The sequence below is a fragment of the Azospirillum rugosum genome (genome assembly GCF_017876155.1).
GTDB lineage: Bacteria > Pseudomonadota > Alphaproteobacteria > Azospirillales > Azospirillaceae > Azospirillum > Azospirillum rugosum.
This window is the reverse complement of sequence record NZ_JAGINP010000016.1, coordinates 132553-147673: the sequence shown is the minus strand read 5'-3', so window position 1 is coordinate 147673 and position 15121 is coordinate 132553. Positions and strand designations below refer to the sequence as shown.

Here is a 15121-nt window from a genome sequence, read left to right as displayed (position 1 = left end):
GTTGCAACAATCACGGTGGCCAAACACGGCGGCCAAACCCGCCCGTCACGCGGCAGCGTTCGGAAACCGAAGCGTGGCGGTGGTCCCGCCACCCGTCATGCCCCCATCTCCCATGCTGGCGCCCGTCATGCTGAACCGGCCGCCGATCTGCCCCGCCAGCGCCTGCACCAGCTTCAGCCCCAGGCTGCTCGGCCGGTCCAGGCTGAAGCCGTCGGGCAGGCCGCGGCCGTTGTCGCGCACGGTCAGCACCGCCGCGTCCCCGTCCGCCCGCAGGCCGACCGCGACCGTCCCGCCGCTATCGCCGGGAAAGGCATGCTCCAGCGCGTTGCTGACCAGTTCGGTGACGATCAGAGCCAGCGGGATCATCTTGTCGGCGGGGATGTCAACCGCGTCGGCGGAGACGGGGCAGCGGACCTTGTCCGCGCCGGCGCTGTCCAGCACGTCCTGGCACAGGCTCGACAGGAACTCCGCCAGCGACGTCCGTTCGCGGTTGGGATCGTGCAGCGTGCGGTGCAGGCGGCCCAGCGTCGTCAGGCGTCCGCAGGCGTCCTCCAGCGCGCGCCTTGCCGCCGGATCGGTCACGTTGGCCTTCTGGATCAGCATGAGGGCGGAGACGAGCTGCAAATTGTTCGACACGCGGTGCTGCAACTCGGAAAACATCACCTGCGCCTGCTGCGTCAGCGCGGCGCTCCGGTTGCGCTCCTCCGCCAGCCGTTCCAGCGCGACGTTCATGATGTGGATGACGGCGATGTCCACCGCGACCACGACGATGTAGAAGCCCAGCGCCAGCGCCGTGCCGGAGGTGACCACGAAGGAATTCAGCGGCTCGATGAAGAAGTACCACGCCGCCAGACCGCTCAGCACCGCGGTCAGGATGCCCGGCCACAGTCCGGCCAGGACGGTGGTGATGATGACGGCCGGAAAGAAGGTCAGGTAGGGAAAGCCGGGAGGTAGCCGATCGCCGATCGCCATCCGGACGACCAGGGCGACCACGAAGGCCGCGACGCCGAAAACCAGCCCAAGCGCCACGTTCTTGCGCAATCGGAAGAGCGTGCTCAACGGCATGGGGAACGCGCGTCCGTTCGGAACATCATTCCATATTCAACGCGATGGACGGTCCGAAGGCAACGCGAGAATGGACAGTCGCGGGGAATCGATCAACTTTTCAAACTGTCCCGTTCGCTGGGGACATCCTCTGCGCGGGACCGTGGCTGGCCGGATCGATGCCGGCCGCCACGGCCCGAAGACGCAGGGTAAACCCGGCGATCAGAGACCCGGGGTGATCCAGTTGCGGCCGGCCTGGTGGTCGTCGTTGCCGAAGCCGCGGCGGTCGCCGATGCGGGTGGAGGCGGTCAGCGTGGCGGCCTGCTCGGCAACCTCGGCGACGCCCTGGGCGGACACGGAGAAGAGACGGCCGTCGGCGCCACGGATGAGGGCGGTCTGGCTGATGGTGGTGGTCATGGACGTTGCTCCTTGTCTTCGGCGTTTGTCGGGGTCCGCGAATACCGCGGTATGCCCAGACTGTCGTCGGGAAGGGGCCGTCCAGACTGTGAAGAACTTCACACGCCGCGAGGTACCTCCGGCGGTACAAAACACCCACACGCGTGCGCACGCGCACCGCAAGCTCAACGCCGCCAGGAGCACACCGATGAAGATGGATCGCCGTATCCCCCGCAGCCTTGACGAGATGGCCGATCTCAGCTCCCTGGCGGCACCGCCGACCGTTGTGTCACGTTCGGTCACCGTCGGCGGGCGCCGGACCAGTCTGCGGCTGGAATCGACCGTCTGGGACGGGCTGAAGGACATTGCCCAGCGGGAAAGCCGCTCAATCGAGGCGCTCTGCACGGACATCGACCGGGGTCGATCCGCCGGCATCCCGTTCGCAACCTCCGTGCGCGTCTATGTGCTGAATTATTTCCGCGAGGGCGCGGCGGGCTGCCCGGCGCTTGCGGTCTGAGCGGTGGAACCGGCTCACGGTTTGACGCGGCGGGACTCGGCTTTGCGTGGGGCATCCGTCCCGGACGGCGGCCGCCGATGCCGCGGGTTTCCGGAACGGGCGGACCTTCCCGTCAGGGACGGGGTGCCGGTGCCGTCAAAAACCGTTGCGCCCGGCATTTCGCAAGCAGCGCCGTCAGCGACAGGCGTTCGGCAAGACTCTCAGCCTCTTCGAGCGCGTCGATGGACGGCGACGCTTGGCTCTGCGCGGCGTGAGCCATGGAAAGGACCAGACTGGCCCAAGCGACGTCGGACAACTGGCCGGCCGTGCGCGCGAGTCGGGCGGCTTCGCGCGCGGTCGCGACCGCTTGGTCCGCATTCCCCGTTCGCAGAGCGGCGTCGGCGATCCAGATCAGAATTTGCGGCTCCTGCCGGCTTACGCGCAGCATGCGGGCGTGCTCGCGACTCGCGAGAAGCAGGGGAAGGCCTTCCTGCGCTTGCCCGGTGCGGACCAGCGCACTGCCAAGCGCACCAAGGGCGAGCGGTTGGAAGATATGGAGGCGGGTGGCCTCCATGATGTTCAGCGCCGCCTTCAATGGCGGAACCGCGGATTCGACCCGTTGGCCGATCAGGCAGACCAGACCGAGATAAAGGTTCGCCACCGCTTTTGAAAAGCCGTGGCCGCTTTCGTCGGCGATGTCCACCGCCAGCCGCGCCGCCCGCTCCGCTTCCGCGTGTTCGGCGAATTCGGCCAGGCAGCGGGCCCGGCAGGAGGCAGCGCAGGTGGCCGCGACCATGGTCAGCCCGTAGCGGCCTTGCAGGTCGCCGGGTTGCAGGTGCTTCTGCGCCTCGCTCACCGCGTCATGGCACTCGCGGAAATTCCCCTGATCCATCAGTATGCCCGCGAGGCGGAGCAGGATCTGGACCCGCACGTCCCGGGCTTCGTCGTCGCGAAGGGCCGCCATGGCGGCCCGGCACAGGGCGACGGAGGCGTCCAGGTCGCCGTACACCCATTGGAAGGACGCCATGAGCGATGCCGCCCGCGCGTAGCGGTACCGGTCGCCGAGAACTTCCGCCAGGGAACATGCCTTGTCCAGCAGGTTGTCGGCGCTCCGCCCGCCTTGGGGCAGAAGGATCAGCGGTATGGAAATCCACAGGTCGATCCGGCGCTGCTGGTTGCGCCGCGTTTCCGGCAGGTGGTCCAGCGCCTTCAGCGCGTTCCCGTAATACCGGCCGGCGTCGGCGTGCTTGCAGCTTCCCTCCGCCCGCTTCCCGGCGCGGCGGCCATAGACGCAGGCCGCCGCCCAGTCCTCGGCGTAGAAGGCATGGTGCGCCATCAGCTCGATGCGGCCGGGCAACTCGCGTTCCCGGCGGTTGCGCAGCCGGTGAAGGATGCGCCCGTGCAACGGTTGGCGCTCGCGCTTGGTCAGAGTCGCGTAGGCGACTTCCTGGACCAGCGCGTGGCGGAACATGACCTCCATGTTCGGCAGGAGGCGGGATGCGGCGAAGAAGCCGCCCTGTTCCAGCCGGGCCAGGATCGACGGCAACTCGCCCGAGGGAACCGGGGCGATCAGCCGCAGCAGGTCGAGGTCGACCGAGGGGCCGATCACCGCGGCGTGCATCAGGGTGCGCCGCGCGTCCGGATCCAGCGTGTCGATCCGCGACGCCAGGAGCCCGTGGATCGTCGTCGGCAGGACCAGCTTCGCGTCGGTGTCGCCGGCCTGGTAATGCCCGGGGGTGCCGACGATGATCCCCGCCGTCTCCAGCGAACGGAGCGACTCTTCCAGGTACAGCGGAACGCCCTGGCTCTGGGCGGCCAGCCGCCCTTTCAGTTCGGACAGGGACGGATGGTGGCCCAGCCAGTGGTCCAGGAACTCGTCGACCTGCAGCGCTTCCAGCGGCTCCAGCTCGATGCGGCGCAGCTGCTCGGGGGCTTTCCAGCCTCCGGGCGTGCTGGGGCGCGACGTGACCAGGATCAGCAGGCGCGCGTCCTCCGCCACCCCCGCCAGCGTGTCGAGCAGGCGGGTGGTCAGGCCGCGCGTCCAGTGCGCGTCCTCCACCAGGACCAGCAGGGGCTGCGCGGCCGACAGGTCGACCAGCGCCGCCGCAAGCCCTTCGATGGTGAAATCGACCCGCTGGGCCGGATCCAGCCCCTGCCAGATGGGGTGCGCGGAGGGTACACCCAGCAGTTCCCGCATGGCCTCGCCGGCCAGTTCGCCGCCGCCGCGCTCCGCCGCCGCCGCCAGCAGCGCCGTGGAGTCGCCGTTCGCGGCGCTTCCACCGACCAGCCGGACGAGGGATTGCGCCACCGCTTCCAGGTCGTCGGGCTCGCCCAGGCGGCGGATCGGGAACTGCGGCCAGTACAGCGTGCCGAATCCCTGCGCCGCCGGGGTGCGGGTCAGCTCGCTGGTCAGGCGCGACTTGCCGATGCCCGCCTCGCCGCTCAGCAGGATGAAGGCGCCTTCGCCTTCCTGCGCGCGGTGCAGGGCCTCGGTCAGCTCGGCCAGTTCCTGCTGCCGCCCGACGAACAGGTTCCCATCCGACGACAGCATGTCCATGGCCGTGCGCCGCATGGCGCGGACGGATTCCAGCGCGTGGGCGGCCACCGGCTCGGCCGCGGCGGCCAGGCGCAGCGTCCCCGCCGGGCGCACGGTCAGGCCGGTCGGCACCAGGTCGACCGTGCCGCGGGACAGCAGCACGCTGTTGGGCTCGGCGCGCTGCTGCAGCTTGGCGGCGACGTGCACGGTTTCGCCCACGGTGCGGTAGTCGGTCCACACGCCGCTTTCCACGACCTGGGCCACCACCTCGCCGGAGCTGATGCCGACGCGCACCTTGAAATCGGCGGAATCGATCGCCGCGCGGGCGATGTCCTGGGCGGCGAGGCAGGCGCGCAGCGCGTGGTCCTCCATCGCGGCCGGCGCCCCGAACACCGCCATCATGCCGTCGCCCAGCATCTGCGCGATGGTGCCGCCGTACCGCGCGACGCTGTCCGTCAGGATCTGGAGGATGCCCAGAAGCGTCTGGTCGGCCTCTTCCGGGTCGCGGCCGGAAACCATGCTCGACGATTCGACGATGTCCGCGAACAGGACGGTGACGACCTTGCGCTCCGGCGGCTTGCGGCGGATCGCGCCGTCCGGGCCGCCGTCCGCAACCTCCGGTTCCGGGTGCGCGGGCATGGTGCGGGGCCCCGCCGCTCCGGGCAGTCCCTCCGGTATCCCAACCAAGTCGAAACGTGCGTTTGCCATGAAGCCCCCCGCCGGAGCTCTCTTTGACATATTAGAGCATGCAATTCCAGATTTGTGGATTTCAAACCAATCTGCGACCGATTCTTTTTTAGAAGACGCCGCTTCTGCATACAGATGTATGTCATCGCGGACAACATTATGGAAAAGCGCCGCCGTGACTGGCACGGCGGCGCTCATTTCATGAATGTTATTCTAATATATATCGAATTCCGTATGACTCGGAGGCTCCGATTCGCCCCCGAGTCGCCGCGGATTCCGCTTTGGTCCTATGACCGCCGGCCCGGCGCTTGCCCCTCAACGCTTCACGGCCAGCCCCTCGACCTGGCTGACGTCGCGCACGGCGCCGCGGTCGGCGCTGGTGGTCAGGGCGGCGTAGGCGCGCAGCGCGGGGGAGACCACGCGGTTGCGGCCGGCCGGCTTCCAGGCCGCCGCACCCTTGGCGTTCTCCGCGTCGCGGCGGCGCTGCAACTCCTCGTCCGCCACGGCGAGGCGGATGGAGCGGTTCGGGATGTCGATCTCGATCCGGTCGCCTTCCTGCACCAGGCCGATGGCGCCGCCCTGGGCCGCTTCCGGCGAGGCGTGGCCGATCGACAGGCCGGACGTGCCGCCGGAGAAGCGGCCGTCGGTGACCAGGGCGCAGGCCTTGCCCAGCCCCTTCGACTTCAGGTAGCTGGTCGGGTACAGCATCTCCTGCATGCCCGGGCCGCCGCGCGGCCCTTCGTAGCGGATGACCACAACGTCGCCGGCCTGGACCTTGTCGCCCAGGATGGCCTCGACCGCCGCGTCCTGGCTCTCGAACACGCGGGCCGGGCCGGCGAAGACGAGGTTGGACGCGTCCACGCCCGCCGTCTTCACGATGCAGCCCTTCTCCGCGATGTTGCCGAACAGCACGGCCAGCCCGCCGTCCTTGCTGAAGGCGCTGTCGACGGAGCGGATGACGCCCTTGTCGCGGTCCAGGTCCAGGTCAGGCCAGCGCTTTTCCTGGCTGAAGGCGATGGTGGTCGGGATGCCGCCGGGGGCCGCCTTGTAGAGGGTGTGCACGCTGGCGTCGCCGGTGCGCTTGACGTCCCAGCGCTCGATCGCCTCGCCCAGCGTCTTGGCGTGGACGGTGGCGACGTCGCGGTTCAGCAGGCCGGCGCGGTCAAGCTCGCCCAGGATGCCGAAGATGCCGCCGGCGCGGTGCACGTCCTCGATATGCACGTCCGCAACGGCCGGGGCGACCTTGCAGACGTTGGGGACGCGGCGCGACAGCCGGTCGATGTCGGCCATGGTGAAGGGCACCTGGCCCTCTTGTGCGGCGGCCAGCAGGTGCAGCACCGTGTTGGTGGAGCCGCCCATGGCGATGTCCAGCGTCATGGCGTTCTCGAACGCCTCGAAGGTGGCGATGCCGCGGGGCAGGGCGGTGGCGTCCTCCTCCTGGTACCAGCGGCGGCACAGCTCCACGGCCATGCGGCCGGCGGCCAGGAACAGCTCCTTGCGGTCGGCGTGGGTGGCGAGGATCGTGCCGTTGCCGGGCAGGGCGAGGCCCAGCGCCTCGGTCAGGCAGTTCATGGAGTTGGCGGTGAACATGCCGGAGCAGGAGCCGCAGGTCGGGCAGGAGCTGCGCTCCATTGCCTCCGCCTCCTCGTCGGTCACGGTCGGGTCGGCGGCGGCGACCATGGCGTCGATCAGGTCGACCGACTTGGTCTTGCCGCGCCAGTTGACCTTGCCGGCCTCCATCGGGCCGCCGGACACGAAGACGACGGGGATGTTCAGCCGCATGGCGGCCATCAGCATGCCCGGCGTGATCTTGTCGCAGTTGGAGATGCACACCAGCGCGTCGGCACAGTGGGCGTTCACCATGTACTCCACCGCGTCGGCGATCAGCTCGCGCGACGGCAGGCTGTACAGCATGCCGTCGTGGCCCATGGCGATGCCGTCGTCCACGGCGATGGTGTTGAACTCCTTGGCGACGCCGCCGGCCTTCTCGATCTCGCGGGCGACCAGCTGGCCGAGGTCCTTGAGGTGCACGTGCCCCGGGACGAACTGCGTGAAGGAATTGGCGATGGCGATGATCGGCTTGCCGAAATCGCCGTCCTTCATCCCCGTCGCGCGCCACAGGCCGCGGGCGCCCGCCATGTTGCGGCCGTGCGTGGAAGTGCGGGAACGGTAGTGCGGCATGGGTCCACCTCAGAGATCGAACATTGCGTGCGGATGCGTGTTGGCCGCAACACTAGCAATCCCTTCCGGCAGAAACCAGACCTCTCGTTGTGAAGGCAAAGGTGGGTGGAGGCATGGGAGGGCTGCGGCGGGCACAAAGGCGCGCCCGGCCCGGAAAACGCCGCGCCGACGCCTAGGGGATCAGCCCGGCGAGGCGTCCTTGCGGGAGGCCTTGGCGGATTTGCCGCGCGACGCACCCCCGCGGGAGATCTGCCCGCCGGTCTTTGTGGTCCCGGTCTGCTCCGTCCGCCCGGCGGCGACCGCCGACAGGTTCTCCGCCGCCGCGCGCGTGCTGCCTTTCGCCGCGCCGGTCTTGGCACGCGCCGGCTTGGCCTTTCCTGCGGAACCCTCCGCCTCAGCGCGAAGCTCCGCGTCGATCTCCGCCTGGGCCTGGGACCAGTGCTCGTCGTGCCGGCCGTGCGGCCGGCCTTCCCGCTCCCAGATCTCGTGGGCGCGGCGCTGGATGCGCTCGGTCTTGTCGCTCATGGGGAATCGGCCTCCTCGCTCCGGCGGTTCCGCGGCCATCGCCGCCGGGAAGCACGATCCCGGCGCGTTGGGGAACGGCCTTTCCGCTTCAACGGGCAAACCGCGCCGGAGTTTCGGAATTGGCCTCAGCCGGCGGCGAACTGGGTCTCGAAGCGCGCCGCGTCGGCCGGATCGAGCGCCACGCGCAGCCGGGCCATCCCCTCTTCGTCCCGGCGGTCGAGCACCTGCCCGTGCGCGTAGAGCCAGGCGAGCGCCCGCCCGTCGGCGAGGTCGATGGACAGCTCCATCACGCGCCAGCCGCTGGACAGCCGCCGGTCCAGCGTATCCAGCAGGTCGTCCAGGCCCAGCCCGGTCAGGGCCGACACGGCAACCGCGCGCTCCGCACCCTCCATCATCCGCTGGTTGGTCAGCCGCATCCCCAGCGCGCCGCGCGCGGTGGCCGGCAGCAGGTCGGTCTTGTTCAGCACCTCCACCACGCGCGGGTCGTTCTCCGCGTCGATGCCCAGTTCGGCCAGCACCCGCTCCACATCGGCCTTCTGGGCCTCGCTGTCGGGGTGGGACACGTCGCGGACGTGCAGGATGACGTCGGCCGCCTGCACCTCCTCCAGCGTGGCGCGGAAGGCGGCGACGAGCTGCGTCGGCAGGTCGGAGATGAATCCCACCGTATCCGACAGGGCGATGGTCCGCCCCGACGGCAGCGGGACCTGCCGCACCGTCGGGTCGAGCGTGGCGAACAGCATGTCCTGCGCCGTCACGTCGGCACCCGACAGGCGGTTGAACAGGGTGGACTTGCCGGCGTTGGTGTAGCCCACCAGCGCGACCAGCGGCGTGTCGCCGCGCTGGCGCGAGGCCCGGTGCAGGCCGCGGGTGCGGCGCACCTCCTCCAGCTCCCGCTTCAGGCGGGTGATGCGCTCGGCGATCAGGCGCCGGTCCAGCTCCAGCTGGCTTTCGCCGGGGCCGCCCAGGAAGCCGAAGCCGCCGCGCTGCCGCTCCAGGTGGGTCCAGGACCGCACGAGGCGGGAGCGCTGGTAGGTCAGCGCCGCCAGCTCCACCTGCAACTGCCCCTCGCGGGTGCGGGCGCGTTCCCCGAAGATCTCCAGGATCAGGCCGGTGCGGTCGATCACCTTGGCCATGCAGATGCGTTCCAGGTTGCGCTGCTGCACGGGGGACAGCGCGTGGTCGATCACCACCAGGTCGGCCTCGAAGGCCTCCGCCATGCCGCCGATCCGCTCCGCGGTGCCGCGCCCGAACAGGCTGGCCGGATCCGGCCGCGCCACCTTGACGACTTCGCAGTGCGGCACGTCCAGCCGGATCGCCTCGGCGAGCGCTACGGCCTCGGCCAGCCGGGCCTGCGGCTGGCGGGTCGACGTCTCGCCGGGCAGCAGCGGCAGGATCACCAGCGCGCGGCCCGTAGGGGCCGGTGCGGAGACCGAAGCGCCGTCCGCGCTCTGGCCTTGCATGGCGGTGTCGGGAGAGCGGAGCGGGGTGCGATCGTCGGGGTCTGGCATTGCGGTGGCTCAGCTCCATCAATCCAGGAAAATGCCTGCAACTTGTGCAATGCATCCAACAGCCCGACCCGGTCCGGGTTCCCAAACCGTCCGGAATCGTGCACAACCCCGGAGCATCCCTTCTCCCCCCTGGCCTTTCGCGCCCGCTTGCGGGCGCTGTCGGCGACAGGCGGCCATTGGCCGCCGTGAGCGGGAGAGGGGATATCCTGTAAAATCACCGCGTCCACCATCGCCGAGCCCTTCATGACCCTCCTCGATCACGTCGCCTTCCCGGCCCGCTCCGTCTTCGACCGGTGGCCCTGGTGGGGGCTGTGCCTTGGCTTGGCCGCGGTGATGGCCGTCTCGTCGCTGCTGGTGGGCTTCCGGCTGCCCTATTGGGCGCACGCCGACCAGGATCTTGTGCTCGCCTACCATGGGCTGCTGTTCAACCAGGGGCTTACGCAGGAGTACTTCGACCACCCCGGCTACACCTATTTCCTGGTGATCGAGGCTTGGTACCGGCTGTTGCACGCGCTCGGGCTGATGCCGGTCATCACCGTCTCGGGCCTGCCGCCGGCCGCCGACACCGCCGCCTATGACGCCGCCTGGCAGAACCTCGTGGAGGCCGGGCGCGCGCTGTCCATCGCCCTCACGGCCGGCTTCGTCATGGTTTATGCAACGCTGGTCCGCGCGCTGGTCGGCGACCGCCGCGTCGCGCTGCTGTCGGCCATCGTGCTGGCCTTCGGGATCGGCATCACGACCCAGGCGCGGCAGATGCGCACCGACCTGCTGTCGGCCTCCTTCGTCGTCACCGCCCTTCTCCTCGCCCTGGCCGCCGTGCGGACGGCGCCGGGCTGGCGGCCGGTGCTGATGCTTGGGCTGGCGGGCCTGCTCGCGGCGCTGGCGGTCGTCACCAAGATCCAGGCGATCTTCCTGGCGATGGGAATCCCGGTGATCGCGCTGCTCTTCGGCCGGCGCTTCGCGTCCGTCCCGCGCCCCGGCTGGTGGCTGGCCGCCCTGCTTCTGCTGGCCGTCGCCGGGATCGCTGCGATGCCCGCAGTGGCGTTGATCCGGCAGGGCATCGCCGACGCGGGCCACGCGATGTTCCCCTATCACACGGTGGGCGGCGGCCTGTCGGGCGTCTACCAGGGGATCATCGTCGGTTGGGTCTTCCTCGGCATGATGGTTTATGCCGCGGTGTGGCGCGTCCGCCCGGCCTTCGCCCTGGCCTGCGCGGGGGCGGTGGTGCTCGGCCTGGCGCTCGGCGTGCTGGCGCTGGAGATTCGGCTGCACGAGCAGAACGTGATCGCCGTCTCGAACCTGATCGAGCACATGTTCGTCTTCACCACCTGGAAGCACCAGGCGGCGCTGGGCGGGGAGCAGCAGGTGCTGTCGGAAAGCCTGTTCCTGCTGCTGGCCAAGGGCCTGTGGCGCACGCTGGCGATCCGCACCATCGTCCTGCACCCGGACAACGTCCCGCAGACCGTGGTCGTGGAGTGGTTCGTGATCGGCGGCGCCATCGCCCTGTGGCGCCGGGGCGAGCGGCTGGCGGCGGTGCAGGCGGGATTCCTCCTGCTGGTCGCCTGGGGGCTGGAGACGCTGTTCTCCCTGCGCGGCTTCCAGCGCGCCTACGCCGCCTACACCGACCCGCTGGTGGCGCTCGCCGCCGCCTGGGTGCTGGTGCGCTTCCCCGGCCTTCTGGAGCGCGCGAAGACGCGCCGTTGGATCTACGGCACGGTCGCGCTGGTCGTCCTGGTCGCCCATGTCTGGCCGGTCATCGAGGGCCGACGCCTGCCCAGCCCCGCCGGCCAGTGTTACTGGATCCCCACCTACATGAAGCACGTGGAGACCTTCCCCTTCTGCCGGTAAGGGGTGGGCGTAAGCTCCCTCTCCCTGCCCCGCAGGGAGAGGGAAGGGGCCCACGAAGTGGGAAGGGTGAGGGCAAGGTCTTCCCGAGAAACCAAGCCCTCACCCTCCCGCCGCATGGCGGCGGGTCCCTCCCTCTCCCGCCGGGGGCGAGAGAGGGTTTCTCATGTTACGCCGCCGCCCGCGCGCCCTGGACCAGCCGCGCCATGGCCTGTTCCAGCGTCACCGTGCCGTTCGCGCGCTCGGTGCCGTCTTCCTGCACGACGCGGCCCTCGTTCAGGCCGTCGTACATCTCGGCCAGAAGCTCGGCGGGGCGCTGGGCGAGGCCGGCGGCCAGCAGGGTCGGGACCCAGGCCTCGCGCGGGACGGCGACCGCCTGCACCGGCCGCCCGGCCGCCGCGGACAGCGCCGCCGCGGCGTCCTGCGGGGTGCGGTCGGCCGGGCCGTTCAACTCCACCACGCGCAGGCCACGCGGCCCGCCGAGCAGCGCCTCCGCGGCGGTGCGGCCGATGTCGGCGACGTCGACCGTCGGGAAGGGCTTGTCGAGCGGCAGGGTGAAGCAGGGCAGCACGCCCTGGCCCAGCGCCGGCGCCAGAACGTTGGCCCAGTTCTCCATAAAGAATCCCGCGCGCACGATGGTCAGCGGCCGGCCGGCGGCGCGCAGGGCGTTCTCCAGCAGGTGCGTCGTCACGATGATGCCGGTCCCATCCGGCCGGTGCCCGCCGATGGAGGACAGCGCCACCACATGCGGCACGTGTGTGTGCGCCACGGCGTCGGCCAGCGCCGCCCCGACCGCCCGCGCCTCGGCCAGCGGGTCGTCGGAGCCGTAGCCCGGCGGGTTCAGCGCGTAGACGCCCTCGACGCCCTGAAACGCCGCGGTCAGCGCGTCGGCGTCGCGGGCGTCGGCCGCCGCGACCTCCGCACCCTTCGCGACCCAGGGGGCCGCCTTGCCGGCGTCGCGCACCACCACCCGCACCTCGGCGCCGCGCGCCAGCAGGGTCTCGGCCACCGCGGCGCCCGTGTGTCCCGTCACGCCCATCACTGCAAACATGGTTCCGTCTCCGTCCGTGGAAGGCTTGGCCCGTGGAAGTCTTGGCCCGTGGAAGTCTTGGCCCGTGGAAGTCTTGTCTGCCGGTGACGATACGGATCCCGCTCGCATGTGCCCAATGCATGGAGTATATGATCTCCATGCGTGAAGTGAATTTGGCCGGCATCGACCTGAACCTGCTGGTCGCCCTGGCGGCGCTGTTGGATGAGCGGAACGTGACCCGCGCCGCCGGGCGCGTCGGGCTCAGCCAGCCGGCGATGAGCCGGGCGCTCGGCCGCCTGCGCGCCCTGTTCGGCGACAAGCTGCTGGTCCGCACCGCCGCGGGGCTGGAGCCGACTCCGCGGGCGGAGGCGCTGGCGGCCCCGCTCGCCCGCGTGCTGGCGGAGGTCGGGCGCATGGTCCAGCCGCCGGACTTCGACCCGGCCGCGCAGACCGGGACCGTCCGCATCGCCACCGTCGATTACCAGACCGTCGTGCTGCTGCCCCGCCTGCTCGCCCATTTCGCCGAGGTCGCCCCCAACCTGGACGTCGAGGTCGTGCTCCACGGCCCGGCGGCGGAGGAGGGGATCGCCTCCGGCACCATCGACCTCGCCATCGGAGTCTTCGACGTGGCGGAGGCCGGCTATTACCAGCAGACCCTCTACCGCGAGGACTTCGCCTGCGTGGTGCGCGCCGACCACCCGGCGCTGCAGGACGGCCCGATGACGGCGGAGCGGTTTGCCGGGCTGCGCCACGCCTTCCTGACGGTGGGGCGCGACAGCAGCCGCGCCGGCTTCGTGGACGCGGCGCTGGACCGGCTGGGGCTGGCCCGCCGGATCGTGCTGCGCACCCCGCATTTCCTGGCGGCGCCGTTGATCGTGGCGGAGAGCGACCTCGTCCTGACGCTGCCGCGCCGGCTGGCCGAGCATCTGCGGGCCATGGTGCCGCTGGCGGTCTTCGACCCGCCGGTGCCGATGCCCGCCTTCGCCATCACCCAGCTGTGGCACGAGCGTCGGCACGGCGACCCGGCCCACGCGTGGCTGCGCGCCGCCGTGCTGACCTGTGCGGCGGCGCCACGGCCCACCACATAAGGGGCATCAGACGAGAGGCCCGGACCCATGGACGACACCGCCGATTCCCCCTTCCACACCGAGCCCCAAACCGGCTCCGGTTCCGAGCCCGGCTCCAAGGCCGCCGAGATGGACCGGCGCGTCGCCGCCGCGGCGATGCGGCTGGCCGCGGAGCAGGGCTGGTCGCGCACCGGCCTTCTGGACATCGCGCGGGCCGCGGACCTGTCCGCCGCCGCCTTCTACCAACGCTATCCGGACCGCGCCGACGTGCTGGCCGCCGTGTCCCGCACCGCGGACATGGCCGTGCTGGCCGACGACCAGCCCCCCGACCCGGCCCTGGATTCGGGGGAAAGCGCCCGCGACCGGCTGTTCGACGTGATGATGCGTCGTTATGACGCGCTGCAACCTTACCGCGACGGCCTGCGCGTGGTGATGCGCGACTTGCGGGGGGAGCCGCTGACCGCGCTGGCCTTCTCCCGTCAGTTCGGCCGCTCCATGGCCTGGATGCTGCGCGCCGCGGGGGTGGAGGCCGACCGGCTGGGCGGCGCCGTCCTGACCGCCGGATTGGGCGCCGTGCAGGCGCGCGTGATGCGCGTGTTCCTGGACGACGACACCGCCGACCTGTCCCGCACCATGGCGGCGCTGGACGCGGAGCTGCGCCGGGCGGAGCGCTGGGCCGGCACGCTGCGCCGCCGTCCGCGCCGCTCCCAGCCGGTGGAACCCCCGGCGGGTGCGATCGATCCGGCGATCTGAAGGAACCGGAACCCGCGTCCGTCGGTTGAATGTCCGTCGCTCCGGTCTAGCGCATGGTGCGACGCACAAACGCGTTGACTATCTTTTTGGCACTCTGCATAGTCCCGCTCCAGGTATGTTGCGCCGCAGCATACCGGCAAAACCTTTCGTCGGGGGTGATGAACATGGCCAAGCAGTCGTCCGGTAACCCGTTCCTCGAATTCGACGTCTCCAAGGTGCTGGGCGATTACAAGGTCCCCGGCATGGACGTCGAAGCCATCCTGGCGAGCCAGCGCAAGAACATCGAGGCCGTCACCGCCGCCAACCAGCTGGCGATCGAAGGCCTGCAGGCCGTCCTGCGCCGCCAGGCCGAGATCGTCCGCGCCTCGGTGGAAGAGGCCGGCACCTACGTGAACCAGGTCGTCGCCGCCGGCACGCCGGAGGAGAAGGCCGCCAAGCAGGCCGAGCTGGTGAAGGTCGCCTTCGAGAAGGCGCTGTCCAACATCAAGGAGCTGGCCGAGCTGGTCGCCAAGTCCAACACCGAGGCCGCCGACGTGCTGTCCAAGCGCGTGTCGGAGAGCCTGGACGAGGTCAAGGCCGCCATCGCCAAGAGCGCGAAGTAAGCATCCGCCGCGGATGTTTCCGGAAAGGGCCGCCCTGCCTTGGGGCGGCCCTTTCGCGTTTGCGGAGCCGGTGCTAGCCTCCCTCGGACATTCCTATTGGGCAAGGACGCACCGTGACCATCAGCTACGACGACTTTCTCAAGGTGGACATCCGCGTCGGCACCATCGTGGCGGCGGAACCCTTTCCGGAAGCGCGCAAGCCGGCCTACAAGCTGACCGTCGACTTCGGTCCGGAGATCGGCACGAAGCGCAGCTCCGCCCAGATCACCACCCACTACACCCTCGACGAGCTGGTCGGCCGGCAGGTCCTGGCCGTGGTCAACTTCCCGCCCAAGCGCATCGGCCCCTTCACCAGCGAGGTCCTGTGCCTCGGCCTGCCCGACGCCGAGGACGCCGTCGTCCTGATCGCCCCGACCCAGCCCGTCCCCAACGGCGGCCGGCTGTACTGAGC

The 15121-nt window shown here is 70.4% G+C and carries 13 protein-coding genes; 6 read left to right on the top strand and 7 right to left on the bottom strand.

Annotated features, from left to right (window positions below; translation table 11 throughout):
• Positions 1–45: 45 nt before the first annotated feature.
• The gene (locus tag J2851_RS21405; protein ID WP_209768741.1) at positions 46–1065 is read right to left on the bottom strand and encodes a sensor histidine kinase; all 1020 of its coding nucleotides are present in this window, start codon (positions 1063–1065) and stop codon (positions 46–48) included.
• Between the two features lie 201 nt (positions 1066–1266).
• Positions 1267–1461: a hypothetical protein gene (locus tag J2851_RS21400; protein ID WP_209768739.1), complete on the bottom strand. Its 195-nt coding sequence runs from the start codon at positions 1459–1461 to the stop codon at positions 1267–1269.
• A gap of 187 nt (positions 1462–1648) precedes the next feature.
• On the opposite strand from J2851_RS21400, the gene J2851_RS21395 reads away from it, so the two are divergent.
• The gene (locus J2851_RS21395) at positions 1649–1957 is read left to right on the top strand and encodes a ribbon-helix-helix domain-containing protein (protein ID WP_209768738.1); all 309 of its coding nucleotides are present in this window, start codon (positions 1649–1651) and stop codon (positions 1955–1957) included.
• Positions 1958–2069: 112 nt separating this feature from the next.
• On the opposite strand, the gene J2851_RS21390 is transcribed toward J2851_RS21395, so the two are convergent.
• The 4 genes from J2851_RS21390 to hflX form a co-directional block, all read right to left on the bottom strand.
• A complete protein-coding gene (locus J2851_RS21390; RefSeq protein WP_209768736.1) occupies positions 2070–5111 on the bottom strand; it encodes an ATP-binding protein in 3042 nt (1013 codons plus the stop codon).
• Positions 5112–5474: 363 nt separating this feature from the next.
• The gene (gene ilvD, locus J2851_RS21385) at positions 5475–7340 is read right to left on the bottom strand and encodes a dihydroxy-acid dehydratase (RefSeq protein ID WP_209768734.1); all 1866 of its coding nucleotides are present in this window, start codon (positions 7338–7340) and stop codon (positions 5475–5477) included.
• Between the two features lie 180 nt (positions 7341–7520).
• Positions 7521–7865: a DUF2934 domain-containing protein gene (locus tag J2851_RS21380; protein WP_209768733.1), complete on the bottom strand. Its 345-nt coding sequence runs from the start codon at positions 7863–7865 to the stop codon at positions 7521–7523.
• Between the two features lie 125 nt (positions 7866–7990).
• Positions 7991–9325, bottom strand: coding sequence for a GTPase HflX (gene hflX, locus J2851_RS21375; protein WP_209768732.1), 1335 nt, complete (start codon positions 9323–9325; stop codon positions 7991–7993).
• A gap of 291 nt (positions 9326–9616) precedes the next feature.
• Between hflX and J2851_RS21370 the strand changes: the two genes are divergently transcribed.
• The gene (locus J2851_RS21370) at positions 9617–11221 is read left to right on the top strand and encodes a glycosyltransferase family 39 protein (protein ID WP_209768731.1); all 1605 of its coding nucleotides are present in this window, start codon (positions 9617–9619) and stop codon (positions 11219–11221) included.
• Positions 11222–11387: 166 nt separating this feature from the next.
• On the opposite strand, the gene J2851_RS21365 is transcribed toward J2851_RS21370, so the two are convergent.
• Positions 11388–12269 (bottom strand): NmrA family NAD(P)-binding protein, encoded by an 882-nt coding sequence (locus J2851_RS21365; protein ID WP_209768730.1) that lies wholly within the window; start codon positions 12267–12269, stop codon positions 11388–11390.
• Positions 12270–12406: 137 nt separating this feature from the next.
• Here J2851_RS21365 and J2851_RS21360 point away from each other — a divergent pair, with 137 nt between their 5' ends.
• The 4 genes from J2851_RS21360 (at position 12407) to J2851_RS21345 (ending at position 15119) form a co-directional block, all read left to right on the top strand.
• Positions 12407–13336 (top strand): LysR family transcriptional regulator, encoded by a 930-nt coding sequence (locus J2851_RS21360; RefSeq protein ID WP_209768729.1) that lies wholly within the window; start codon positions 12407–12409, stop codon positions 13334–13336.
• Between the two features lie 27 nt (positions 13337–13363).
• Positions 13364–14068, top strand: a complete 705-nt coding sequence (locus tag J2851_RS21355; RefSeq protein WP_209768728.1) for a TetR family transcriptional regulator — start codon at positions 13364–13366, stop codon at positions 14066–14068.
• Between the two features lie 164 nt (positions 14069–14232).
• Complete coding sequence (locus J2851_RS21350; protein ID WP_209768727.1) at positions 14233–14670, top strand: phasin family protein; 438 nt, start codon at positions 14233–14235, stop codon at positions 14668–14670.
• 113 nt (positions 14671–14783) lie between these two features.
• Positions 14784–15119, top strand: coding sequence for a tRNA-binding protein (locus tag J2851_RS21345; RefSeq protein WP_209768725.1), 336 nt, complete (start codon positions 14784–14786; stop codon positions 15117–15119).
• The last annotated feature ends 2 nt before the right edge of the window (positions 15120–15121 follow it).